This is a genomic window from Pelagibacterium sediminicola (assembly GCF_003390885.1).
GTDB lineage: Bacteria > Pseudomonadota > Alphaproteobacteria > Rhizobiales > Devosiaceae > Pelagibacterium > Pelagibacterium sediminicola.
On the sequence record NZ_QMEL01000001.1, the window covers coordinates 117,144 to 139,709 of the forward strand.

A 22,566-nucleotide genomic window follows, 5' to 3' on the forward strand; every position below is an offset into this window, starting at 1 on the left:
CTCTTCTGAATTAAGTCGGCGACGCAGCGCTGGGATGAAGCCTTACTGGCCCAGATTGCGCGTTTGCCCTGCGTCGTCCGCGACCAGTATGTGAATGCAAAGCGCTGCGGGCTCACCGAGGACCGTGCCCCCTGCGTTATGCGCCAGCCCGACACGCGCACCGTTGACCTGGCGCGGACCGGCCTGCCCGCGCAGTTGCTGTGTGATCTCGACGATCTGGGCGACGCCCGTTGCGCCGACCGGATGCCCGCGAGAGATCAGGCCTCCACTGGTATTGACCGGCATATGGCCGCCGATCCGGATGGCGCCGGTATCCACCAGCTTGGGCCCCTCATTGGCAGCGCAGAAGCCCAGTCTTTCGTAGAGCATCAATTCACTGGCCGCAGTGGTGTCGTGGACCTCGGCCAGCGACAACTCCTCGGGGCCGATCCCGGCCATTTCATAGGCCGCATCCGCGCCGCGTTCCGCGATGCCCACGCCATCGGGGCTGCCCGCTGACCTCACAACGGATGCGCCGATCCGGATTCCGGCACGACCGATTTTTTTCGCATAGGCTTCCGAGCAGACCACGAGGGCCGCGGCCCCGTCTCCGATCGGCGAGCACATGAGCCGGGTCAGCGGTGGCGCCGATACAGGCGAGGCGAGAATTTCATCGACGCTATAGGCGTTCTGATATTGCGCGAGGGGATTGAGCGCGCTGTTGCGATGGCTCTTTTCGGCAATCATGGCCACATGCCGGAGGGTTGCGCCCGTCCGTTCCATATAGGCGGCGAACCTCTGGCTGGACTCCTCCAGGAACACACTGCCGCCGCCATCACCGGACAGTTTTTCGACATCGGTCGCCGATGCCAGTGCGCGCAGCGTAACGGCGCGGTCGGGATGAAAAAGCTTTTCCACGCCCAGCACCAGCACCACCTCATAGAGCCCTGCACCGACGGCCATCCAGGCCTGGTGTAGCGCCGATGATCCCGACGCGCAGGCATTGTCGACATTCACGATCGGCAGGCCGCCAATGCCCATGGCGCTCAGCACGACCTGGCCGCGTACGGCCTCCTGGCCCGTCACGATCCCGGCCATGGAATTGCCGACGAATGCCGCCTGTAGATCGCGCGCTTCCACCCCGGCATCGGCAAGGGCCGCCGTCACGGCTTCGCGCCCCAGATCCTTGAGCGATCGATCGTGGTACTTTCCGAAGCGGGTCATGCCGACGCCGCAAATATTGACTGTGCGCATCAATGTGTCTCCGTGGTCGGACGCCAGCGCATCACCCAGCGCTCGAGGAGTTTCATCCCCTCGCTGGCAAGGACTGCGAGAATGGCCAGAACGATGATGATGCCGAAAACCTGGGCGGTATCGAACATGTTGCCGGCCCGGGCGATCATCTGGCCCAGCCCGTATTGGCCGGCGATCATTTCACCGACAATGGTGCCGATAAGTGCAAGGCCGATACTGATCCTGAGCCCGGCAAAGATGAAGGTGAGGGACGATGGCAACAGCACGCGACGGGCAATGAAGCCGCGGCTCGCCCCCATGGTCCGCACCGCATTGACCAGATTGCGGTCGATTTCCCTGATGCCGGTATAGGTATTGAGCAGCAGAACGAAATAGACAAGCGAAGCGGCCAGCGCCACTTTCGAGCCTTCACCGATGCCGAACCAGACCAGAAACAGCGGCGCCAAGGCGACGCGCGGCAGGCTGTAGAGAGCCATGATGAACGGCTCCAGCAGCCGGAAGGCGCCGCGCCACTGCGCCAGGGCGAAGCCGGAGAGGATGCCGAGCACGGCACCAATGAGCAGGCCGAGCAGCGTCTCGCGGACGGTGACGAGTATGTTCATCCAGAAGAACCCGTCGACCAGCGCTCCGCCCAGCCATGCGAAAATTCTCGAGGGACGGCTCATGGTGAACTCGGTGACGAGGCCAAGACTCGCCGCGCCTTCCCAGATGGCCAGCAGAACAGCCAGCAGGAGCACCCGGTAAATATTGAGTATGATGTTCACGACAGTTGAATCTCTTCCTTGAGGCTGCGCCAGAGCCGGACAAACAGGTCGTTATACTGGGGATCCTGCACGATGGCCTCGATGTTCCGGGGCCGCGCCAGGGGCACCTCATATTCTTCCTTGACGTGTCCCGGACGAGCACTGAACAGCAACACCCGGTCGGAAAGGCTGATCGCCTCGGACAGATCGTGCGTGACGAACAGAACCGTCAGGCCGGACTTTTCCCAAAGACGCAGCAACTCCTCCTGGATAAGCAGCTTGGTCTGGGCGTCGAGCGCGCCGAAGGGCTCATCCATCAGGAGGACTTCGGGCTGCTGGGCCAGCAGGCGCGCGAGTTGAACCCGCTTTTTCATCCCGCCGGATAGCTGCCAGGGATAGGCGTCGGCGAAATCGCCGACACCCACTCGCTTGAGAAGATCGAGGCAGAGCCCCTCATCCTTGCGGCCAACGGCCTCCAGAGGCAGCCTCACGTTTTCGAGCGCGGTGTTCCAGGGCAGCAAGGTGTCGCTCTGGAACATGTACCCGATGCTGGGCATGCCCGGTTTGATGGGCTTGCCATCCAGATAGCACTGGCCTCCGGTCGGCGGCATCAGCCCGGCAATGAGGTTCAGAAGCGTACTCTTGCCACAGCCCGAAGGTCCGACAATTGTGCAGAATTCCCCACGCTTGAGATCCAGATTTACATTGGCGAGCACCCGCAAGCCGCGCTCGTCATTGCCGAAATCAAGAGACAGACCCTCGACCCGGAGCTTGGCTTCTGCCGTCATCATTTCTTCCACTTAGCTCGCTGGAGAGGCCGACTATTCCCATTCCGCGGCAAGCCGCGGATCGACCAGATCTTCAAAGGCAACAGGCGTAGCGATCAGACCGGCCTCGACATAGACATCGTTCATGTGAGCGATGGCCTCGGCGGTGATGACGGGATTGTAAGCCGCAGCCTCGACCTGGGCGATTTCGGCCAGGAGGTCATCGGGCACAGACGGGAAAATCTGCTGGAGCGTGGAGATCATCAGGCTCGGATCGGCCTTGATATCACGGGCTGCTTCTGCGATGGCGCGAGCGGCTGCCTTGGCTTTCTCCAGATTTTCCTCGCTGGCGCCCAGCCATTCATCGGTGGCCTGCAGCGAGCTTCCGAGCAGATTTTGCAAAGTCTCGGGAACCTCGTCGGTGCGCAGATCCATGAATACCTTGCCGGCGCCTTCATGGGTGATGGTGACCGTTGCCGGCTCCCAGGTCATCTGGGCATCAACCCGGCCGGCCTGAAGCGCCGGCAGATGCCCACTCAAGCCACCCGTACCAACGATCGTCACGTCGGTGTCCGGGTTCAACCCGGCATCCCGAAGCGCAATGCGCAGGAACAGATCGGTCAGGCTGCCGGGCGAACTGATGCCGATATTCTTGCCCTTGAGCGCCGAAAAATCACCCGGCTCGACGTCGAGCGCGCTGGAGACGACCAGGGTGAAGATCGGCTTGTCCTGAAACAAGACGATATTGGTCGCCTCGATACCCTGATTGGCCATGATGAGCGTGCTGCCAACACCGCCGCCGCCCATATCGACCGCGCCGGCCACCATGGCCCGCTCGGCTTCCGCGCCGCTGGTGAATTCGACGATTTCGACATCCAGGCCGTGCTTTTCGAAATAGCCGCCATCCTGCGCAACGTAAAGCACAGCCGAACTCGTCGAAGGCACAACCGACATCGTCACCACACCAAGCTCGCTCGCCGCGACGGACGCCGGCCCGAGCGTGACGGCAGCACACAGGGCAAGCGCCGCTTTATTCCAATGTAATCCCATTTTCTTCCTCCCGATGCGATTTCCTATTGAAACCGGATCATTTCCATGCCACGTTCGCGTATAACGAACGCTGTTCGCAAAAATAAACTTAAGACGTTTTCCGTGGCCTGTAAAGGGCCCAGGTGGTGGGGGAGTGGTGGATATGGCCAAAGAGAAACCCGGCGGGCCCGTGACGCGGACCGTAGGCTCGGTCGCCAGGGCATTGCAGATTATCGAATTTTTGATCGATCATCCCGGCGAGGAACTGGGCGTCACCGAGATCGCGCGGCACTTGGGAATCGCCAAAAGCACTGCGCATCAATTGATTGCGACGCTCCAGTCGCGCGGCTTTATCGATCAGGATCAGATGTCCTCGCGCTATCGGCTCGGGTTGCGGACGATGGAGGCAGGCACCGTGGCCGCGGCCAATATCGGAATCGGCCCTGCCCTCACCCCGCTGCTCCAGGAACTGGTCGACGAGGTCCACGAAACCTCTTCGATCGGCGTTCTGAGCGGCGATGGCGTGGTTTTGCTGCAACGCGTCGAAGCCGAATCGATTCTGCGTGTGGATCTCAAGCTCGGCACGCGGTTGCCGCTGCATAATTCAGCGGTAGGCAGAATGATTCTGGCGACAATGTCACAGGCGGAGCGCCTCCAGAAACTGGAAGGCCTGCAGCTGTCTGCGGAAGATCGGATGGCGACCGAGGCGGCCATCGGGGAGGCGGCGCAGATGGGCTGTGCGATCGTGCGGGACATTCCGGTCGATGGCATCAGCGCGATCTCGGTGCCGATCCAGGGCCAGCAGGGACACGCTATCGCGGGTCTTGTCGTCGCCGGGCCGACCTTCCGGTTCGAGCCACTCGATTATCGTGAGACGGCCTGGAAAATGGCAAAGAAGATATCCGATCGCATGAAGTCTCTTGTCTGAAGGCCGTGCCGCACGGTCAGACCGTGTCAGGTCCTGATGGAAACGGTATGGTCGGTGCCGTGGCGAGATCGCGCTGGGTTCGGGGTCGCGGAATGCCATTGGCGGCTTGGGTTGATACCGACCCCGTTTCCACCTGTCATCGCGGGTCCGACCGAACCCGCCGCAATCGCAGGAGCCTCGACGATTCCCTCGGAACGCAGCACTCTATTGCTTGGAAAGCTTGGCCTGCTCCAGCGACCAGTATTCCATATCGAACAGGTCTTTTTCACCAATCGGTGAGAATCGGCCATAGCGCTCGGCAGACAAAACGATCCGGGCCGTTTGTTCCGCAAGATCGGCCGCGATTTTAGCAGCCTTGGCATCGGGGGCGATACCGGCAAGACCCACACCAGGGATCAGAACAACCCTGGGCAGGGGGTCGAGCATGATCTTGTCTGTATCCGCCAGTGCCGCATTGCGGTTGAAATAATCCGCGTAACGCGTCCGGTAAGAGTCGACTGCGGTTCTCATTTCGCTTCTGTCAGCATCCGGTTTCACGATCAGCGGGAAGGGCTTGATGCGGATGACGTGATCGGGCGTTGCGGTGCCACGATGTACGATATTGCAAAGATCGGGGAGGTCGAGATAGGAGCGGATTGCGGCATTGGAGCGGAAATCCCAGGCCGCCGCAGCGCCAAACGGCCCTTCATATTCACCGAGCACCTCCACCAGACCCGCAAGCAGCAAGGCCGGGGCATCCGCATCGGTATCTTGCGCTGGCGCCAGCCCGGCGTGATGGGCTTTCAGCTCACCCTCCGCGATCGTGACGAATTCGATCATGCGCTCATACGAAGTCCTGGCATCGGCGCCGAATGTGAAAAGCCCATGATTTTCGAGCCATAGCCCTTCGCAACCGGTGTTTCGGGAATAGATCTTTTCACCTTCGATCGAAAGATCGAACCCGGGCATGACGTAGGGAACGAAAGCGACCCGGCCTTCATAAAGTGCCCTGACGCGGTCTTTCATACCCGTTTGGTTGGCCAGCGCCAGCACGGCCGTGGAGTGGCAGTGATCCACGAAAGCCTCGTCGATGAACCCATGCAGCAAGGCTTCGACCGATGGATTGGGCGCTGAAGGATCGATCAGTGCGTCGCGCAACGCGCGCACCATCTCGGGATCCGACAGTTTCGGGCCATCCTTGATCCCCAGCAGCGGCTCCAGCCGCACGGCGGGAAGACCCGGGGCTTCGATATTGCCAAGATCCCAGCCACTGCCCTTGATGTGCATCAGCCGTGTGCCGTCCCGTGCGGTCACCTTGACCGAGGTGTTGCCGCCTCCATGCATGACCAGATCGGGATCCTGTCCAATGATCTGCGAGGTATAGATGCGCAATCCGAGTTGCCGATCGTATCCATCCGCTTCGGCCCTTTGCGCAAAAGTCTGCGCTTGTGCGTCGCTCCAACTGCTCTTCATCGTTTACCCCTGTTCCAATGCGACGGGCCGCCCACATGTCGAGGCGGCCCGGTTTTGTTTGCGATATCTGAATTAGAAGTCGAAATCGTTGATGTTGTCGGCTGTGAACACTGTGCGCTCTGGCAGCAGGATGATGCCGTTGCCGTCGGCTTCGTAATCATAACCCTGGATGGAGTTGGGTTCGACCGTCACGGTGCCCATGCCCGGCACATCGAGCGTGTCGCCGACGTTGAGCGGACCGTTTTCGATCACATGTGCGGCCACGTAAACCGACAGCGCGCCCTGATCGGTCACGTCCCAAAGCCCGAAGCGCTTGATCGTGCCGCGCTCGACATAGGGGCGCATCACGTTCGGGGTCGAGAAGCCGACGATGGTGACGTCCTCACGGCCGAGGTTTTCGGCAGCCTGAGCGGCCGCGGGCAGCGCGTTCGCATCGGGCGCCAGGATGGCGTCGAGATCGGGATAGGCCTCCAGAATGCTTTCCGCTGTCTGCAGGGACTGCTGGGCATCGTTATAGCCATACTGGGTCGTCACGATTTCCCAGCCAGGATATTCCGTGGCGATCTTTTCCTGAGCAGCGGCCACCCATGCGTTCTGGTCGGTCACAGTCGGGCTGGAATAGAAGAACGCGATCTTTGCATTCTCGTTGGTGACATCTTCTGCCGCCATATCGACGAGCATGCCACCGAGTTGTTCCGGGGTGCCCTGGTTGATGTAATAGCTGCGGCATTCGGGGTCGACGTCGCTGTCCCAGGTCATGACCAGAACATCGCGCTGCATGGCGCGCTTGAGGGCCGGGCATAGACCGTCGGGCGAAACGGACGATACGATCACCGAGTCGTAGCCCTGGTTGACGTAGTTGTTGATAAACTGCACCTGGCTGGAAACGCTCGGCTCGGTCGGACCATCATAGGTCACGTTCACGCCGATCTCTTCGCCGGCCGCGACCGCGCCCTGGCCGCCGCTGGTGAAAAAGCCCACACCCACGAGCTTGGGAATAAAGGCGATATCCTGGGCAATCGCAGGCACGGACCCTGCCGACAAGGCAACCAGCGCCGTGGACAGCACGGCTATACTTTTCAGAGTTTTTCTCATTTGATTTTCTCCTCCACAATAGGCCGGGATCTGGCCGCCATGGCCTTGTTTCCCCGGGCAACGAAACCGGCCAGCATTGCACTACCGAGGCGCAATGCGACCACACCCACCAGCAACCCGCCTGAGAGAGCGCTGGAAACTTGACTGGGCACGCCGGCCATCTGCAGCCCTTGCTGCAGAAAGCCGATAACGAATACAGCGATGACCGTACCCAGCACCGAACCCTGTCCTCCGTAGATCGAGGCACCACCGAGCACGGCCGCCGTGATCGCTGGCAGCAGGGTCGCCGTTCCAAGATCGACGCGTGCCGATCCGAAATACGATGAGAGCATCAGCCCGGCGATCGCGGCGCACAGGCCGGTGAGCAAATAGGTGACCGTCTGGATGCGCTCGACCGGCAGGCCCGAATAGCGCGCAGCGTTTTCGGACTGGCCGACGAGATAGACCGAGCGGCCGAACCGTGTGAAATGCAGCAATACGATGAAAATCAGCGCCATGATCACGAACAGGATCAGCATGGCCGGGATGCCGAAGACCTCAAGATAGCCGAACTCTGTGAAAATGCCGGGAAAATTGCCGATGCCTTCATAACCGCCCGCACCGACAGCGCCTGACAGAACCGTGGCAGCTCCACCGAAAAGGTAGAGACTCCCGAGGGTTACGACCAAGGGCTGAATCTTTGAGAAGTGAATGATCGCAGCGTTCATCGCTCCAGCGCATACCCCGGCGGCCAGGGCCGCCAGAATGGACAGGGGCAGCGGCACGCCGAAGAAATTGGCCACGCCGAAAACGATGGCGCACAACCCCACCAGCGAGGCGAACGATACATCGATCCCCCCGCCGATGATCACCAGCGTGAGCGGGACGGCCACGATCCCGATATGGATGAAATCCGACGTTCCGTAGAGCAGATTCGAGGGGTTGAGGAACCGTGGGTTGATCAACCCGAACACGACGAACTCGAGTATCAGGATCAGGACAAGTACCGCTTCCCAGCGCAGGACAAGCCGTTTCATCGCGTGGCCTCCGAGGAAACGTGCAGACTCTCCGCCGCTTTTTCTTTGCTTGCAGGCTTTGCGTTCTGCCCGCCATGGCCGATTGCATAGCGCTTGGCACGGATGCGCTTGTCGAGCGCAAGCCGGATGCGGCCATCGAGCATCAGAACGCTCAACAGAATCGCCCCGGCAATGAAATCGTTCCAGAAGGCAGGAATGCGCAGGAAAACCAGCGCACTATCGATTGCGGTGAGAAAGATCACAGAGATGAACACGCCCACTGCGGAGCCCACACCGCCGAGCAGACTGACGCCGCCCAGAACGTTGGCCGCAATGGCCTTCAGTTCGATGCCGTTGCCCGCTTGATTTGGGATAAAACCGATCTGCGCGGCAAACACGACTCCCGCGAGCGCCGCGCAAGCACCGGCCCCCACAAAGGCACTGAACTCGATCCAGCGCGCGGGAATGCCGAGATGCCGCGCCGCTTCCCGATTGTCGCCGACGGCAAAGAAATAGCCGCCCGACCGCGTCCGCCGCAGGAAGAACCAGAGCCCTGCAAAGACCAGCAGAACGATAATCGTCAGGACCGAGCCGCCCCAGCCCAGATTGCTGGCAAGAGATTTTATCGATTGCGGCAACGCCTCGATCCATCGGCCACCGGTCAGCGTCAGCATCAGGCCGCGATAAAGGCCCAGCGTTCCCAGCGTGGCAACGATAGAAGGAACACCCAGCCCGGCCACCAGCGCGCCGTTGAGAGCACCTGCCGCCGCGCCCACGAGAACACATAAGCCGATAGCGAGCGGCAGGCTGATGCCTGCGTTGAGCGCAAGCCCGAGAACGGCAGCGGACAGCCCCAGGACCGAGCCACTCGAAACGTCGATATTGCGCGTGATGATGACCAGCATGGTGCCGAACGAAATCAACATCAACACCAGACTGTTGGCCATCACGACCGCAATCGTGTTGCCAGAGAGAAAACCCGGAGCAGCGGCCCCGATGATGCCGAATGTCAGAATGGTGATCGCAAACAGCGAGGCAACCCGATTGCGGGCGAACAGCTCAAACATGGGCGTGCTCCCGCGCTCCGAACGCCAGTTTGCCGATGGCATCGACCGAAGAACCCGCTGGCAGGGTGCCTTCCAGTTCTCCGAACGCCATCACCAGGATGCGGTCCGAGAGGTGGACGATCTCGTCGAAATCCGAGGAGATCAGAAGAATGGCGACACCCTCAGCGGCAAGGGTGCGAACAAGCGCGTAAATATCGTTGCGGGCGGCGACATCGACGCCGCGCGTGGGTTCATCGAGTATCAACACCTTGGGTTTGGCCGCCAGACACTTGGCCAGCAGCACCTTTTGCTGATTGCCGCCCGACAGTCGGCGTGCCGGTTGCTCTGCGCTTTCGCACTTGATGTCCATGGCGTCCCGGAACCGCGAGAAAGCTTCGCGCTCACGTTTCGGGCTCAGCATGAACGGCAGTTTATGCATCAGATAGGATGACGCGTTCCAATAGAGCGGCGCATCGAGGAATAGCCCGTATTGCTGGCGGTCCTCGGGAAGATAGACAAGCCCGGCATCAACGCATCGGGCGGGCGCGCGCTTGTCGAGCACCTTGCCGTCGAGCGAGATTGAACCGCCATGCGCACGACGCAGACCGAACACGGTTTCGGCCAATTCGGTTCGACCTGCCCCGACGACACCGGCCAGCCCTGCGATCTCCCCACCGCTCAACGACAAGGACACCGAGCGAAAGCCTTCGCCCGACAGGTTGTCGATCACGAGGCGCGCTTCGCCCTTGGCAGCGTTGACCGCTGTGCTGGCTGCAGGCGATGCACCCGTACCGGCCCGTGTCATCGCGGTCACGATCTGATCGTCCCCGTAGTCACCGAGCGCACCGGAAAGCACGATGGCTCCATCGCGCAGCACCGAAATATCGTGGCAGATTTCGCGGATTTCGCGCAGCTTGTGCGAAATGAAGAATATCCCGACACCTTTGGCCGCCAACGCCCGCATGCGGGCAAAAAGCGCCTCGACCTCATGAGGGGTGAGGGCAGATGTCGGCTCGTCGAGGATGAGAACCCTGGCTTGGCGAACAAGCCCTCGCAAAATCTCCACAATCTGGCGGTCGGCGATTTCCAGCGTTGCCGCCTGCGCGTCCAGATCCAGCGATACCGAGAGCTGCTTTATCAACTCGATAACCCGCGAACGCAGTTGCGATGGCGATTTTGCCAGCCCCATGCAGATGTTTTCGAGAACGGTCTGGTTGCCGAAAATATGCGCCTCCTGGGGTACAAGATAGAGTCCCAGCCTTTGCGCTTTGGCGGCTGACGGGCGCTCGAGGCGCTCGCCGCCGATCACGACCGTACCATCGTTTGGGCTGACCAGACCTGCGATCACTTTCATGAGGGTCGACTTGCCCGCGCCATTGCCGCCCAGCAGTGCGTGGATCTGGCCCGCGCGAAGGCAGATCGAAACGCCCTTGAGCACGGAAACCGGGCCGTATCGCTTCCAGACATCCCTGACCTGGATCAGCGTATGTGCGTCATCGCTGGCCATAAAACTGGGCCCTCCACCTGGCGACGATCCGAACATATCATTTGAAACGCGTCAATACATTTGTTCATCAATGTTGCAGCCGGCCAGCAGGAAGAGCCCGATCAGGTGCCAAAAACGCGAGAATATGCTGAAATTTTCAATCCGCCCACAGCTTGACGTGAACAATTGCTTCATACAATATCATTGTGTTCAACGGGGGTGCAGACGTGACGGACGACAACGGACTGGCTGAAAGCGAGAGCGAGATTCTCGCGCGAGTTGCCTGGTATTATTACCACGACGGCCTGACGCAGAACGAGATCGGCAACCGGCTCAATCTCAATCGCATCAAGGTATCCCGGCTCCTCGAAATGGGCCGCCGCACGGGGGTGATCGATGTCAAGATCAACTCCCGCTATCAGCGCTGCATGGAACTCGAAGACGTGTTGCGTCGCCGTTACGGGCTGGCGGAAGCCTATGTGATCCCGGCCCTTGCCGGCGAACAGGAAAGCGTCCGGCTCGGCCAAGCGGCTGCCCAGTTCCTCATGCAAAGACTGCGCCCCGGCGATCTGCTCGCCGCAGGGTGGGGCGCTACCGTGAGCAGCACGATTCAAAAACTCGGGCACGTCGCCAACGAACGCGGGATAGGGCTGGTGAGCATGACCGGAGGCGTGGGTACGTATGTCGATGGAATGCGAGCGGCCAACTGGGGTGCCAACGTGCATCTGGTTCCCGCACCATTGGTGGTCGGGGACCCCGATGTCGCCCGGGCGCTGAGCACCGAACCCGCTATCCGGAACCTGCTGGATATGGCACTGGATGCAACCTATCAGCTCGTCGGGATAGGAGAACTTACCCAATCATCGACCGTCGTGCGGTCGGGTTATGTTTCGCCGGACGAAGTCGAGCCGCTGCGCCGCAAGGGCGCGGTCGGCGATATTTTATGCCGCTTTTACGACCGCGAGGGCCGGGTTCTCGATCTGCCATTCCACGAGCGCGTCATCGGGGTACGTCTCGAAGCGCTGGCGCAATCCTCCAAAGTTGTGGCTGTCGCGGGCGGAGCCGGGAAACTTGGCGGAATCCGGGCAGCATTGCTGGGCAAGTTCGCCTCGATACTGGTCACCGACGAAACGACCGCCGAGGCACTGGTCACCGAAAAGGAAGAGAAGCGATGAGCCGATACTATCTGGCAATCGATGCAGGCACCGGAAGCGGCCGTGCCGTGATATTCGATGATACCGGGGCACAACGCGGGGCCAGCCAGGCTGAATGGTGGCACAAACCGGACCCCCGTTTTGAAGGCTCGATGGACTTCGATCTCGAGCGCAACTGGCTGCTGCTTGGTCAATGCATCAACCGGGCGATCGCCGAAGCGGGGCTTTCGGGTGATGATATCGCTGCGGTCAGCGCCACCAGCATGCGCGAGGCCATCGTTGCGTACGACGCATCGGGAGCAGCCATTTGGGCCTGCGCCAATGTTGATAGCCGCGCGGTCTCGCAGGTCCGCAGGCTGCAGCGCGAACGGCCTGAATTCGAGAAGGCGCTTTACGACAAAAGTGGCCAGACGTTTGCGCTGGGCGCATTGCCGCGCCTGCTCTGGCTGAGCGAGAACCTGCCCGAGATCTATGGCCAGATCGACAAGATATCGATGATCTCGGACTGGGTTCTGGCCCAGCTTTCCGGAGTTATCGCCAGCGACCCCTCCAATGGCGGCACCACCGGCCTGCTCTCTCTGGCCACCCGAGACTGGACGGTCGGGCAACTCGAAAAGGTCGGCCTGAGTTCGTCCATCCTCCCCCATATCGTCGAGCCGGGCTCGGTCATCGGCACTGTGACTGCCACGGCGGCCAGGCATACGGGCCTAGCTGCCGGAACGCCTGTTGTCATGGGCGGGGGGGACTGCCAGACCGGAACCGCGGGCCTGGGGCTGGTCAACAAGGGACAATGCGCTGTTCTGGGCGGCACGTTCTGGCAACAGATCGTCAATGTGGGCACCGATCTGGTCGATCCGCAAATGAATCTGCGGTTCAATCCCCATGTGATACCAGGACAGAATCAGGCAGAGGCCATCAGCTTTTTCGTCGGTGCCGCGATGCGCTGGTTCCGCGATGCGTTTGGTCAGGAGGAAATGGCGCGCGCACGCGCGTCGGGCGCAGATGCCTATACTCTGCTCGAAGAACAATCCCTGTCCATTCCGCCCGGCGCATACGGGATCATCCCCATTCTTTCCGATGTCATGCGCTATGGCCGGTGGTACCATGCCGCGCCATCTCTGCTGAACTTGTCTATCGACCCTGAAAGAGCCGGCAAGGCCGCCATTTTCCGGGCGCTGCAGGAAAATGCGGCAATTGTGGCCGCACGCAATCTCAATGCGATTTTCGCCCTCAGTGCCGAAATTCCTGAACGCATCGTGTTTGCTGCCGGCGCTGCGAAATCGCCTCATTGGGCGCAGCTTCTGTCCACCGTGACAGGGCTTCCCGTCGTTACCCCGCAGGTCAAGGAAGCTACCGCGCTTGGATGCGCTGCCGCCGCCGCCATCGGTGCCGGTGCCTTCAGGGACCATGAGGAAGCAGCGGATCGCTGGGTCAAATGGGACAGGACATTCGAGCCGGAGGCGGACCTTAAACCTTTATACGACGAAGCGGGGGAGCGGTGGGCCAGAGCCTATCGCGCGCAGCGCGAATTGGTCGACGAGAACATCACGACTTCCATGTGGAAGGCCCCAGGTCTTTAAGAATTCCAATTCCGTTCTTCAGGATACGACACAAAGCCCAGGGCTTGGGTTCTGGCGCAATCAAGAAAGGTAATCAAAATGCTTATCCAGATGGTTTCGATCACGGTCAAACCGGGTCATGTGGAGGAGTTTCTGGACGCTTTCCGCATTAACTACGAGGGAACGCGACGTGAACCCGGCAATCTGCGGTTCGATGTCCTGCGTGATCCCGAGGACGAGCATCGGTTCGTTGTCTATGAGGTCTTTGAGGGCGCAGAGGCATTGGAGGCGCATCGGTCAACGCCGCATTACTCTGAGTGTGTGCGTCGGATTGATCCGATCATCGATGGCCCCAGAACCAAACAGTATTTCAATCCAGTCATGGCCGAGTTTATGCCAGGCGAGGCATAGGACATCTGTGATCTGTCCCGCAACCAAGCTCGGAGACGTTGTGGCATCGTCTCCGCTCGCCCCGATTCGATAACCGGCGATCGCGCTCCCGAGCCCAATAAATAGTACCCACTTCTTGTGGAAACACTCTACCGGTAGATGAGCGCGAGCCCGGGAATTCTTTCGATCAGTTCGGGGTCCTGATTGAAAATGTATTCAAGGTTGCCGCGCGCGGTGCGCGCGTGCTCGCGGGCGATGAACTCGGCCCGCGCGCCCTCGCGGGCGGCGATCGCGTTGAGGATGGCGCGGTGCTGGTCCTGCGCCGAGCGCAGGGAGCGCTTGAAGGCGGCGATATCGAGTTCGTTGGGCAGGAACGCAGAGGGCGAGGCAAAGGGTAGCGCGGCGGACCGCTCGACCTCGCGCCGCACGACCTCGCTGCCCGAAAGCCCGGCCAGTTCGGAATGGAACCGGGCGTTGAGATCGGCATAGGTATCGAAATCGACATCATCAACGCCGACCCCGAAACAGGTGTCGAGCTGGGCAACGATCTCGCGCATGCGCTTGAGGCCCTCGGGCGAGGCGCCCCTCTCGGCGGCAAGCCGGGCGGCGGTGCCTTCGAGTACACCGCGCAACTCGATGGAATCGATCACATCGGCATAGCCGAAGCGCCGGACGACGAACCCGCCACTGGGCAGCCGGTCGAGCAGGCCCTCCTCGGCGAGCCGCGAGAGCGCCTCGCGCACCGGGGTGCGGGAAATCTGAAGCGATTCGGCCAGCGACACCTCGAACAGACGCATCCCGCCAGGCAACTCGCCATTGATGATCTTCTCGCGCAGCTCGATGACGGCCCGCCGTCCATGGGTTGCGACTTCGCTGCTTTTCATTGTCTTCCCCGGTTTTTCCCCACAAGGTTTCATAGCACCGGCCTGGGGTGCAAGGCGAGACGCGGTCAGGGCTTGTCCACGGCAAGCCGGCCCTCGAGGGCATTTGCGGCGGTGGTTTCGAGGCCGTCGCCCTCCAGAACCGGCCCCGATTTCCCCATCAACGCCTGCACCCGCGCGATCTCGCGCGCCAGCCCGCCATTGAGGCCCAGGGCATCGAGCGTTGCCGCGCTCTCTTCCATTTCCGCCGCCCGCCTCTTGCCGTGGCGCGTCGTGCGCTCGAACTGGTAGGCGGCAAAATCGGGCCAGCCCAGGCCGGGATAGGAGCTCGAGAGCGAGGCGAGGATCTCGTCGAAACACCCCGAGGCTCTCGCGGCTAGGAGGGCCTCGACGGTGATCGCCTCGAGCCCCTTGACGAACAGCGAGCGCACCATCTTGATGGCGGTCGCAGCGCCGGCCGCCTCCCCTGCGATGGACGCGGAAAAGCCCAGATCGAGCAGATGCGGCAGCATGGCCGCTGCCGGCGCGCCGGCGATCAGTACCGGGGTGGCGTGCTTTTTCGGGTGCACGGGGGCCATCACGGCCATGTCGAGATAATGGCCGCCCGCCGCTTCGATCCGTTGCGCGGTCTCGCGCTTGCGCCCGGGCGAGACCGAATTGATGTCGATCAGCGTCTGGCCCCGCCGCAGACGGGCAAGGAGTGGCTCGACGGCGAGAAGGCTCTGGTCGGCGGTGACCGCGCTTATGATCCAGTCCATATCGGCGAGCCCTGAAAGCGAAACGGGGGTGGCGCCGCGCTCTTCCATCGCCGCCCGCATCGCCCCCTCATCGGCATCGAGCAGAATGTCATGGGCGCACACCGAAAGGCCGGGCCGGGCCAGCCCTTCGTGAAAGGCGCGCGCCGCCTCGCCATATCCCAGAAATCCGATACGCACCTTTATCCGTCCGCCTCCCTGCTAGAGCATTACAGGTTTTGACGGAAACGCCCAGCTTCCGCCATCCTGGAAGAATCGCGCTGGATTCCGGCAAGAAATGCCGGAATGACAATGGTGTTTTCTACTAGCTCTCCCTCCCTCCAATGTCACCCCGGCATTTATTGCCGGGGACCAGAAGGGCGCCTCCGCCGACACGGTCCTTCTTGATTCCGTCAAAACAGGAGCTCTAAGTCTTTATTATATCGCGTTTCGCTTACGCGGCCCTTCGGGTCCGAACCGCATCCATTTATGCTGGAAACGGCCTATTTGGTGAACACCACCGTCTTGGTCTTGTTGATCAGGACACGGTCTTCCAGATGCCATGTGACGGCGCGGGCCAGGACCCGGCGCTCGATGTCGCGGCCCTTGCGCACGAGGTCGTCGGGGGTGTCGGCATGGCTCACCGGCTCGACGTCCTGGCAGATGATCGGCCCCTCGTCGAGATCGGCGGTGACGTAATGGGCGGTCGCCCCGATCATCTTCACCCCACGCTCATGGGCCTGATGATAGGGCCTGGCGCCCTTGAAGCCGGGCAGGAACGAGTGGTGGATATTGATGCAGCGCCCGGCAAGCCAGGCCGAAAAATCGTCGGAAAGAATCTGCATGTAGCGGGCCAGGACGACAAGTTCGGCGCCGCTCTCCTCGATGATCGCCTTCACCTGCGCTTCCTGTTCCGCCTTGGTGTCCTTGGAGATCGGCAGGTGATGGTAGGGAATGTTTTCCATCAGCGTAAGGTTGAGCGCCTCGCGCGGGTGATTGGAAACGATCGCCACCGGGTCGATGTTGAGCTCGCCAATGCGGTTGCGGTACAATAGATCGCCAAGGCAGTGGTCGAATTTGGAGACCATGAACAGCACCTTGCGCTTTGCTCCCGCCACGCGCAGCGTGTAATCGAGGCCGAACCGCTCAATCTCCTCATCCAGCCCGGCCCGGAACGCGGCGTCCTCCCCTTGCATCGAAAAGCCCACGCGCATGAAGAACATGCCGGTGGTGGAATCGTCGAACTGGTGCGCCTCGAAGATATCGCCGCCATGGGTGGCGATCCGCGTCGCCACCGCCGCGACGATGCCGCTGCGGTTATCGCACGAAAGGGTGAGGATGTAGTCTGTCACTTCAAATGCCTCCATTGCGGCCAGGTCCTGTTGCCGCGTTCGATAGCGTTGTTGTCATGGTACGCGAGGCGCGATCGCTCGGGATTCCGGCAATGAATGCCGGAATGACATTGGTGTATTTTGCGCGATCCCGCTCCCTCTTAGGTGTCACGCTCAGTCTTTCCGGACCGGCGGGGTGCCGTGTGTGTGGAAAGTGTCGATGGTCTTGAGCCCCCAGGCCTGTCCCTTCTTGCGGTCGGTCTCGGTCCAGGTGACGGTCTGCCAGTCGGGGGCAAGGATCAGCCGCGCGCCCGCATTGGCAAGTTCGACCCGGTTGCCCGCCGGCTCCCAGACATAGAGAAAGAACGTGCCCTGAATGGCGTGCTTGTGCGGGCCGGTCTCGATATGGACCCCGTTCTCCAAAAAGATGTCGGCAGCGCGCAAAATGTCCTCGCGCTGGTCGGTGGCGTAGGTGACGTGGTGGAACCGGCCATGGCCCCCGCCATGCTCCTCGGTGCAGGCAAGATCGTAGGTCTTGTTGTTGACCGTGAACCAGCAGCCCCCCAGCCGGCCATTGTCGAGCCTGATCTGTTCGGTGACGCGCGAACCGAGGCAAGTGACCATGAAGTCGCGAAAGGCCGTCACATCGGCGGCGAGCAGGTTGAGGTGGTCGAGCCGGCGCGGGGAGGCGCCTTGCGCATGGAACCGGCTCGCCATGTTCTTGAGCGCGGGCCGGTCGGCCTCGTCGGGCGCGTAGCGCCTTGTTTCCCAATAAAGCTCGAAGACGTGCCCGAACGGGTCCTCGAAGCGGAAGGACTTTCCGTGCCCAAGATCGCCTTCGGTCCAGCCGATGACCTTGTAGTCCGAGGCCTCGATCGCCTTGACACGCCGCGCGAGGGCTTCGGGCGAAGAGACGCGATAGGCGATATGGCCCACCCCGGTCGTCGAATGGCGGGTGAGCTTCAATGAATGAAATTCGTAATCGTCCCAGGCGCGCAGATAGGCCGAACCCCCCTCCTGCCCCGAGAGTTTCAGGCCATAGACCCGCGTGAAGAAATCGAGGCTCTCCTCGAACCTGTCGGTATAGACCTCCACATGCCCGAGGTGGGCAACGTCAAATATCGGCTCGCTCATTTGCTTCCTCCCTTGGCCACCCGGGATGGCGCCGCGCACATTAGGACCCCATATAAGGGCGGTCCAGCCCCGATATGGACGTTTTATTGTATGCATTATGCGGCAGGCCAGAAATACACACAATGGGAAATCGCGCGGGAACGGCGCGATTTTAAGGGAATCCAGGCGAGGGCGCTTGATTCCGACCTGCGAAACGATGTATACATGATGGTGAAATCAGGAGGTCCGGCATGACGATTTTGAACTTCGGGTCCAAGCACGCCGAAAAAGCGCCGAAAACCGGCGAGGTTTCCGCCATGATCGAAGGCTTCTCGATCGAGGTGATGCCCCGGACCGCCGCCAAGGTCGAGGACTTCCGCGCCATCCTGCCGCAAGGCACGCGCGTCTATATTGCCCATATCGATGGCACGCCCATTGAGGACATGCTGGCCACCGCCGCCCGGCTCCACGCCGAGGGTTTTGACGTGATGCCGCACTTCCCGGCCCGCTCGATCCCCGACAAGGCGACGCTAGAGGACTGGATCAAGCGCTATCAGGACGCCGCCGATATCCGGCAGGCACTGCTGCTTGGCGGTGGCATCGCGACCCCGCGCGGCGAGCTGGACAGCTCCATCCAGCTCATCGAAACGGGCCTGTTCGACAAATACGGCTTTACGGACCTCCACATCGCCGGGCACCCGGAAGGCAACAAGGATATCGACAGGGACGGCGGCAGCGCCATCGTCGACGAGGCGCTGAAGTTCAAGCAGGACTACGCCGCGCGCACCGATGCCCGGATGGCCATCGCCACCCAGTTCGCGTTCGACGCCGATGCGGTGATCGCCTGGGCCGAGCGCATCGCCGACATGGGCATCACGCTCCCCATCCATGCCGGGATCGCCGGGCCCGCCAAGCTCCAGACGCTGATCCAGTTCGCGCTTTCGTGCGGTGTGGGCCCCTCGATCGGGGTGCTGCAAAAGCGGGCGCGCGACATTACCAAGCTGCTGGTGCCCTACGAGCCGACCGACGTGGTGGCCGGGCTCGCCGCCCATAAGGCGAAAAATCCCGACAGCCTCATTTCCCGGCTGCACGTCTTCCCGCTGGGCGGGATCAAGACGGCGGCCAACTGGATGGCCGAGAATGGCGGTCCGGCGGTGAGGGCCGCGGCGGGGTAGCGCCCCTTGCAGAGCTGAAAACCGGGCGCCTTTTGCGGGCGAGCAAAGACTTGCCCGCACCGGGCAAGGTTGTGTACATGGACAGCACCGTCCACCGTCGCGAACCTTGGCGGCATCAAGGAGTATCTGCACATGTCCGTAAAGCCCCCGCCCTATCGCGCCGACCATGTCGGCTCGCTCCTGCGCAACGACGCGGTGAAAACGGCGCGCCACGAATTTTACGACGAAAAATCGATCGGCCGGGACGCGCTGACCGCCGTCGAGGACGATGCGATCCGCGAGGCGATCAAGCTCCAGGAAGATGTCGGGCTGCCGGTGGTGACCGACGGCGAATTGCGCCGCTCATTCTGGCACTACGATTTCATGGAAGACCTCGAAGGCTTCAAGTTCGTCGAGCGGGACGTGGCGACCGGCCACAACTTCAAGGGCGCCAATACGAGGCCGATCTTTCCCACCATTACCGGCCCGGTCGATTTCCCCGCCGACCATCCGATGCTCGAGCATTTCAAGTTCGTCGCCGCCAACACCTCGGTGATGCCGAAAATCTCGATCCCCGGCCCCTCCTGCTGCCATTTCCGCGTCGCCAAGGCCGATATCGGCCACAAGCCCTATGCCGACGATCTCGAACTGTTATTCGCCGATCTCGCCAAGGCATACAAGAAGGCCGTGAATGCCTTTTACGAGGCCGGGTGCCGGTACCTGCAGATGGACGACATCTTCTTTGCCTATCTGTGCGACCCCAAGATCCGGGCCGAAAAGCAGGCCGAAGGGCTCGACCCGGACTGGCTGATCGACCAGTACGCCAAGATGATGCATGATGCGATCGACGGACGCCCGGACGACATGATGATCGGCATGCATATGTGCCGGGGCAATTTCAAATCGACCTGGATCGCCGAGGGCGCATACGATCCGGCGGCCGATGCGGTGTTCAACAAGACCGGCGTCGATATCTATTTCATGGAATACGACACCGACCGCGCCGGCGGGCTCGAGCCGCTGCGCCTCTTGCCCAAGGGTAACAAGCGCGTACTGCCGGGCTTCATCACCACCAAATCTGGTGAACTGGAAACGGTTGACGATCTCAGGCGCAAGTTCGACGAAGTGGCCAAATACGCCGATCTCGACCAGTTCGGCATCGCCCCGCAATGCGGGTTCTCCTCGACCGAGGAAGGCAATGACATCACGATCGATGATCAGAAGCGCAAGCTCGAACTGGTGGTCAAAACCGCCGAGGCGATCTGGGGCGAGGTCTAGAGCTCGGCTTGCCGGATGAAAGAGTTTGAAAGGCCCGGCGTTCTCGCCGGGCTTTTTTATCGGGACGGGGTCCCGATGATTGCCCGCATCCGGAACAGGCCGGGCCGGCAGGCGTTCTTTTGTTGGTTGCCATTTTGCCAACAGGAGACCCGCGATGACCGGAGATGATCGCAAGCCCGCGCCCCCCGACACCCGTTCACGACAGGAAGTCGAGGCCGACGAGGCCGACGCGCTGCGTCAGAGCGCCGATACGGCCCGCAAGGACGTGGCCGAAACGGGAGGGGAACCCGTCGAGCCGCCCGAGGCGATGGAGGTGCAGGCCGACCTGCCTGGGCTCGACGACAATTCGCGGCAGGGCAGCGCGCCGAGCTGGGACGCGGCGCACGAGATAGCCGATACGCGCCCGGTAGGCGCCGATCCTGCGCCTTCGGCCCCCAAGCCCGGGAGCGAGGGCGGGCAGGCCGCCGCATTCCGGGATGGCGAAGCGGCGGGTCCCGATGAGAGCAACATCCAGATTCGCCCCGCCGGCCCCAACGCCACGCGCGACGACAGGAAGGATTGGGACGAGGTGGACGAAACGGTCGATGAATCCTTTCCCGCCTCCGATCCGCCCGCACGGTATTAATCCATGGCCTTGCGTCCGATCCGGAAGGGGCAGAGCCTCGCCCTGCCGGCTTTCCTTAGAGCAGGTCAGTATTTGATGGGATCGTCGGGGTCCCGCAACTGCGGCGGGTTCGGTCCGGCCCCCGGGAATAAATCCCGGGGTGACGGTGGAGTTTTAGGCAGCAGCTTGCCAAAATCACCAGTGTCATTCCGGTATTCATTACCGGCAATCCAGCGCGATCCTTCAAAACGCGCCGCGCTGTGCCGGTTCAATCAAAACCTGAAACGATCTAGGGCCGTTCCTGTTTTGATAGAATCAAAACAGTGTCTCCAAGACTTTGATTTATCGCGTTTCCGAACCGAATAAGTGGTCGCCACTTATTCTGGGGACGCTCTAATGACCGGACTTGAAAAGGGCAAGGCATGAGCGAAAAGACCCCTGCGACCACCGACAAGCTGCGTGTCGCCATCGATCGCGAGGGGCAGGGCGACAAGGTCAATTTTCCCGATCCTGCCGCTGCGCCCCTGGGCACCGATGCCGAGGCTTCGGGCAACGCGCCCGGCCCGCAAGAGCTGGCGATGGAGCCCGCCGCCCCCTCCGGGCAGCCGCGTACGCGCTGGGCGGGGCTGGCCCTTTATGTCGGGATCGCGCTTGCCGTTTTCATAGGCTTTGCCGTCCTTGTCATGCTGGCGTCGGGATAGCCGGGGGCAGGAACCTTCGATCCGCTCCCCCCGTTTGTCCTGACCAAGCGGGACGGCGGAGACAGAAAAACGATGAACACCCATTCGATGAACACCCTTCACACCGGCCGCGTCATGCCCATCATCGGGATCGGCACCTGGAAGCTCGATGAGCCGGAAAAGGCCATAGAGAGCGCCCTCTCGCTCGGCTACCCCATGATCGACACCTCGGGCGATTACGGCACCCAGCCGGGCATCGCCCAGGGGCTCGAGCGCTCCGGCATCCTGCGCGGCGAGGTCTATATCGTCACCAAGGTTGAGGAAGACGAGGACGCCTATCAATCGGCGAAACGCAATGTGGGTGAACTGGGGATCGACAGTGCCGATCTCATCCTCATCCACCGCCCGCCCGAAGAGGGCGTGGGCGAAAGGCTCTGGGAAGGGCTGATGCGGGCCCGCCAGGAGGGTATTACCGCCGATATCGGGGTCTCGAACTATTCGACCGGCCAGATCGACAAGCTCATCGCGGCGAGCGGGGAGGTGCCGGTGGTCAACCAGATCGAATGGAGTCCGTTCGGCCATTCCGAGGACATGCGGACCTATTGCGCCGATAAAGGGATCATCATCCAGGCCTATAGCCCGCTGACCCGCCACACGATGCTCGACGATGCACGGCTGGGCTCGATCGCGCGGGCCTATGGTAAATCCCCCGCCCAGATCGTCCTGCGCTGGAATCTCGAACGCGCCACCGTGCCGCTGCCCAAGGCCAGCAAGCCCGAGCATCAGCGCGAGAACATCGAGGTGTTCGATTTCGAGCTTTCGGAGCGGGATGTCGAGACGATCAATGCGCTCAATAAGCACTATTCCGCGCTCGGGGATCGGTTGCAGTACATCTAGGAAGGCGGGCACTTATC

At 61.6% G+C, this 22,566-nt stretch carries 22 protein-coding genes; 9 read left to right on the forward strand and 13 right to left on the reverse strand.

Annotated features, from left to right (window positions below):
• Positions 1-42: 42 nt before the first annotated feature.
• Genes DQG18_RS00515 through DQG18_RS00530 form a run of 4 tightly spaced genes read right to left on the reverse strand, consistent with a single transcriptional unit; the run spans position 43 to position 3,943 of the window.
• Positions 43-1,233: a thiolase family protein gene (locus DQG18_RS00515; RefSeq protein WP_116652276.1), complete on the reverse strand. Its 1,191-nt coding sequence runs from the start codon at positions 1,231-1,233 to the stop codon at positions 43-45.
• Entirely contained in the window at positions 1,233-1,997 is a 765-nt protein-coding gene (locus tag DQG18_RS00520) for an ABC transporter permease (protein ID WP_116652277.1), read from the reverse strand. Before DQG18_RS00520 ends, DQG18_RS00515 begins: the two co-directional genes overlap by 1 nt.
• The gene (locus DQG18_RS00525) at positions 1,994-2,764 is read right to left on the reverse strand and encodes an ABC transporter ATP-binding protein (protein WP_116652761.1); all 771 of its coding nucleotides are present in this window, start codon (positions 2,762-2,764) and stop codon (positions 1,994-1,996) included. Before DQG18_RS00525 ends, DQG18_RS00520 begins: the two co-directional genes overlap by 4 nt.
• A gap of 33 nt (positions 2,765-2,797) precedes the next feature.
• A complete protein-coding gene (locus DQG18_RS00530; protein WP_157969948.1) occupies positions 2,798-3,943 on the reverse strand; it encodes an ABC transporter substrate-binding protein in 1,146 nt (381 codons plus the stop codon).
• Here DQG18_RS00530 and DQG18_RS00535 point away from each other — a divergent pair.
• Positions 3,936-4,700, forward strand: a complete 765-nt coding sequence (locus DQG18_RS00535; protein WP_157969949.1) for an IclR family transcriptional regulator — start codon at positions 3,936-3,938, stop codon at positions 4,698-4,700. The genes DQG18_RS00530 and DQG18_RS00535 overlap by 8 nt on opposite strands.
• Before the next feature lie 204 nt (positions 4,701-4,904).
• Here DQG18_RS00535 and DQG18_RS00540 read toward each other — a convergent pair whose 3' ends face one another.
• The 5 genes from DQG18_RS00540 to lsrA form a co-directional block, all read right to left on the reverse strand.
• The gene (locus DQG18_RS00540) at positions 4,905-6,152 is read right to left on the reverse strand and encodes a class II aldolase/adducin family protein (RefSeq protein ID WP_116652280.1); all 1,248 of its coding nucleotides are present in this window, start codon (positions 6,150-6,152) and stop codon (positions 4,905-4,907) included.
• A 72-nt stretch (positions 6,153-6,224) separates the two neighbouring features.
• A complete protein-coding gene (gene lsrB, locus DQG18_RS00545) occupies positions 6,225-7,247 on the reverse strand; it encodes an autoinducer 2 ABC transporter substrate-binding protein LsrB (RefSeq protein ID WP_116652281.1) in 1,023 nt (340 codons plus the stop codon).
• On the reverse strand, positions 7,244-8,263 hold the full coding sequence (locus tag DQG18_RS00550) for an ABC transporter permease subunit (protein WP_116652282.1): 1,020 nt from the start codon (positions 8,261-8,263) through the stop codon (positions 7,244-7,246). Before DQG18_RS00550 ends, lsrB begins: the two co-directional genes overlap by 4 nt.
• The gene (locus DQG18_RS00555) at positions 8,260-9,309 is read right to left on the reverse strand and encodes an ABC transporter permease subunit (RefSeq protein ID WP_116652283.1); all 1,050 of its coding nucleotides are present in this window, start codon (positions 9,307-9,309) and stop codon (positions 8,260-8,262) included. Before DQG18_RS00555 ends, DQG18_RS00550 begins: the two co-directional genes overlap by 4 nt.
• Complete coding sequence (gene lsrA / locus DQG18_RS00560) at positions 9,302-10,795, reverse strand: autoinducer 2 ABC transporter ATP-binding protein LsrA (protein WP_116652284.1); 1,494 nt, start codon at positions 10,793-10,795, stop codon at positions 9,302-9,304. The genes DQG18_RS00555 and lsrA overlap by 8 nt, the downstream gene beginning before the upstream one ends.
• A gap of 206 nt (positions 10,796-11,001) precedes the next feature.
• On the opposite strand from lsrA, the gene DQG18_RS00565 reads away from it, so the two are divergent.
• The 3 genes from DQG18_RS00565 to DQG18_RS00575 all read left to right on the forward strand — a co-directional run bounded on the left by DQG18_RS00565 (position 11,002) and on the right by DQG18_RS00575 (position 13,898).
• Positions 11,002-11,949 (forward strand): sugar-binding transcriptional regulator, encoded by a 948-nt coding sequence (locus DQG18_RS00565; protein WP_116652762.1) that lies wholly within the window; start codon positions 11,002-11,004, stop codon positions 11,947-11,949.
• Positions 11,946-13,508 carry an autoinducer-2 kinase gene (lsrK, locus tag DQG18_RS00570; RefSeq protein WP_116652285.1) on the forward strand — a complete coding sequence of 521 codons (1,563 nt, stop codon included), beginning with the start codon at positions 11,946-11,948 and terminating at the stop codon, positions 13,506-13,508. The genes DQG18_RS00565 and lsrK overlap by 4 nt, the downstream gene beginning before the upstream one ends.
• A gap of 78 nt (positions 13,509-13,586) precedes the next feature.
• Positions 13,587-13,898, forward strand: coding sequence for an antibiotic biosynthesis monooxygenase (locus tag DQG18_RS00575; protein ID WP_116652286.1), 312 nt, complete (start codon positions 13,587-13,589; stop codon positions 13,896-13,898).
• 128 nt (positions 13,899-14,026) lie between these two features.
• Here DQG18_RS00575 and DQG18_RS00580 read toward each other — a convergent pair whose 3' ends face one another.
• The 4 genes from DQG18_RS00580 to DQG18_RS00595 form a co-directional block, all read right to left on the reverse strand.
• The gene (locus DQG18_RS00580) at positions 14,027-14,761 is read right to left on the reverse strand and encodes a GntR family transcriptional regulator (protein WP_116652287.1); all 735 of its coding nucleotides are present in this window, start codon (positions 14,759-14,761) and stop codon (positions 14,027-14,029) included.
• Positions 14,762-14,826: 65 nt separating this feature from the next.
• Positions 14,827-15,693 carry an NAD(P)-dependent oxidoreductase gene (locus DQG18_RS00585; RefSeq protein WP_116652288.1) on the reverse strand — a complete coding sequence of 289 codons (867 nt, stop codon included), beginning with the start codon at positions 15,691-15,693 and terminating at the stop codon, positions 14,827-14,829.
• A 302-nt stretch (positions 15,694-15,995) separates the two neighbouring features.
• A complete protein-coding gene (purU, locus tag DQG18_RS00590) occupies positions 15,996-16,844 on the reverse strand; it encodes a formyltetrahydrofolate deformylase (RefSeq protein ID WP_116652763.1) in 849 nt (282 codons plus the stop codon).
• 153 nt (positions 16,845-16,997) lie between these two features.
• The gene (locus DQG18_RS00595) at positions 16,998-17,957 is read right to left on the reverse strand and encodes a VOC family protein (RefSeq protein ID WP_116652289.1); all 960 of its coding nucleotides are present in this window, start codon (positions 17,955-17,957) and stop codon (positions 16,998-17,000) included.
• A gap of 230 nt (positions 17,958-18,187) precedes the next feature.
• Between DQG18_RS00595 and DQG18_RS00600 the strand changes: the two genes are divergently transcribed.
• The 5 genes from DQG18_RS00600 to DQG18_RS00620 all read left to right on the forward strand — a co-directional run bounded on the left by DQG18_RS00600 (position 18,188) and on the right by DQG18_RS00620 (position 22,549).
• On the forward strand, positions 18,188-19,111 hold the full coding sequence (locus DQG18_RS00600) for a methylenetetrahydrofolate reductase (protein ID WP_116652290.1): 924 nt from the start codon (positions 18,188-18,190) through the stop codon (positions 19,109-19,111).
• A 132-nt stretch (positions 19,112-19,243) separates the two neighbouring features.
• Positions 19,244-20,368: a 5-methyltetrahydropteroyltriglutamate--homocysteine S-methyltransferase gene (locus tag DQG18_RS00605; protein ID WP_116652291.1), complete on the forward strand. Its 1,125-nt coding sequence runs from the start codon at positions 19,244-19,246 to the stop codon at positions 20,366-20,368.
• A 154-nt stretch (positions 20,369-20,522) separates the two neighbouring features.
• Positions 20,523-20,993, forward strand: a complete 471-nt coding sequence (locus DQG18_RS00610) for a hypothetical protein (RefSeq protein WP_116652292.1) — start codon at positions 20,523-20,525, stop codon at positions 20,991-20,993.
• Positions 20,994-21,394: 401 nt separating this feature from the next.
• The gene (locus DQG18_RS00615) at positions 21,395-21,673 is read left to right on the forward strand and encodes a hypothetical protein (protein WP_116652293.1); all 279 of its coding nucleotides are present in this window, start codon (positions 21,395-21,397) and stop codon (positions 21,671-21,673) included.
• Between the two features lie 72 nt (positions 21,674-21,745).
• Positions 21,746-22,549: an aldo/keto reductase gene (locus DQG18_RS00620; RefSeq protein WP_245958326.1), complete on the forward strand. Its 804-nt coding sequence runs from the start codon at positions 21,746-21,748 to the stop codon at positions 22,547-22,549.
• The last annotated feature ends 17 nt before the right edge of the window (positions 22,550-22,566 follow it).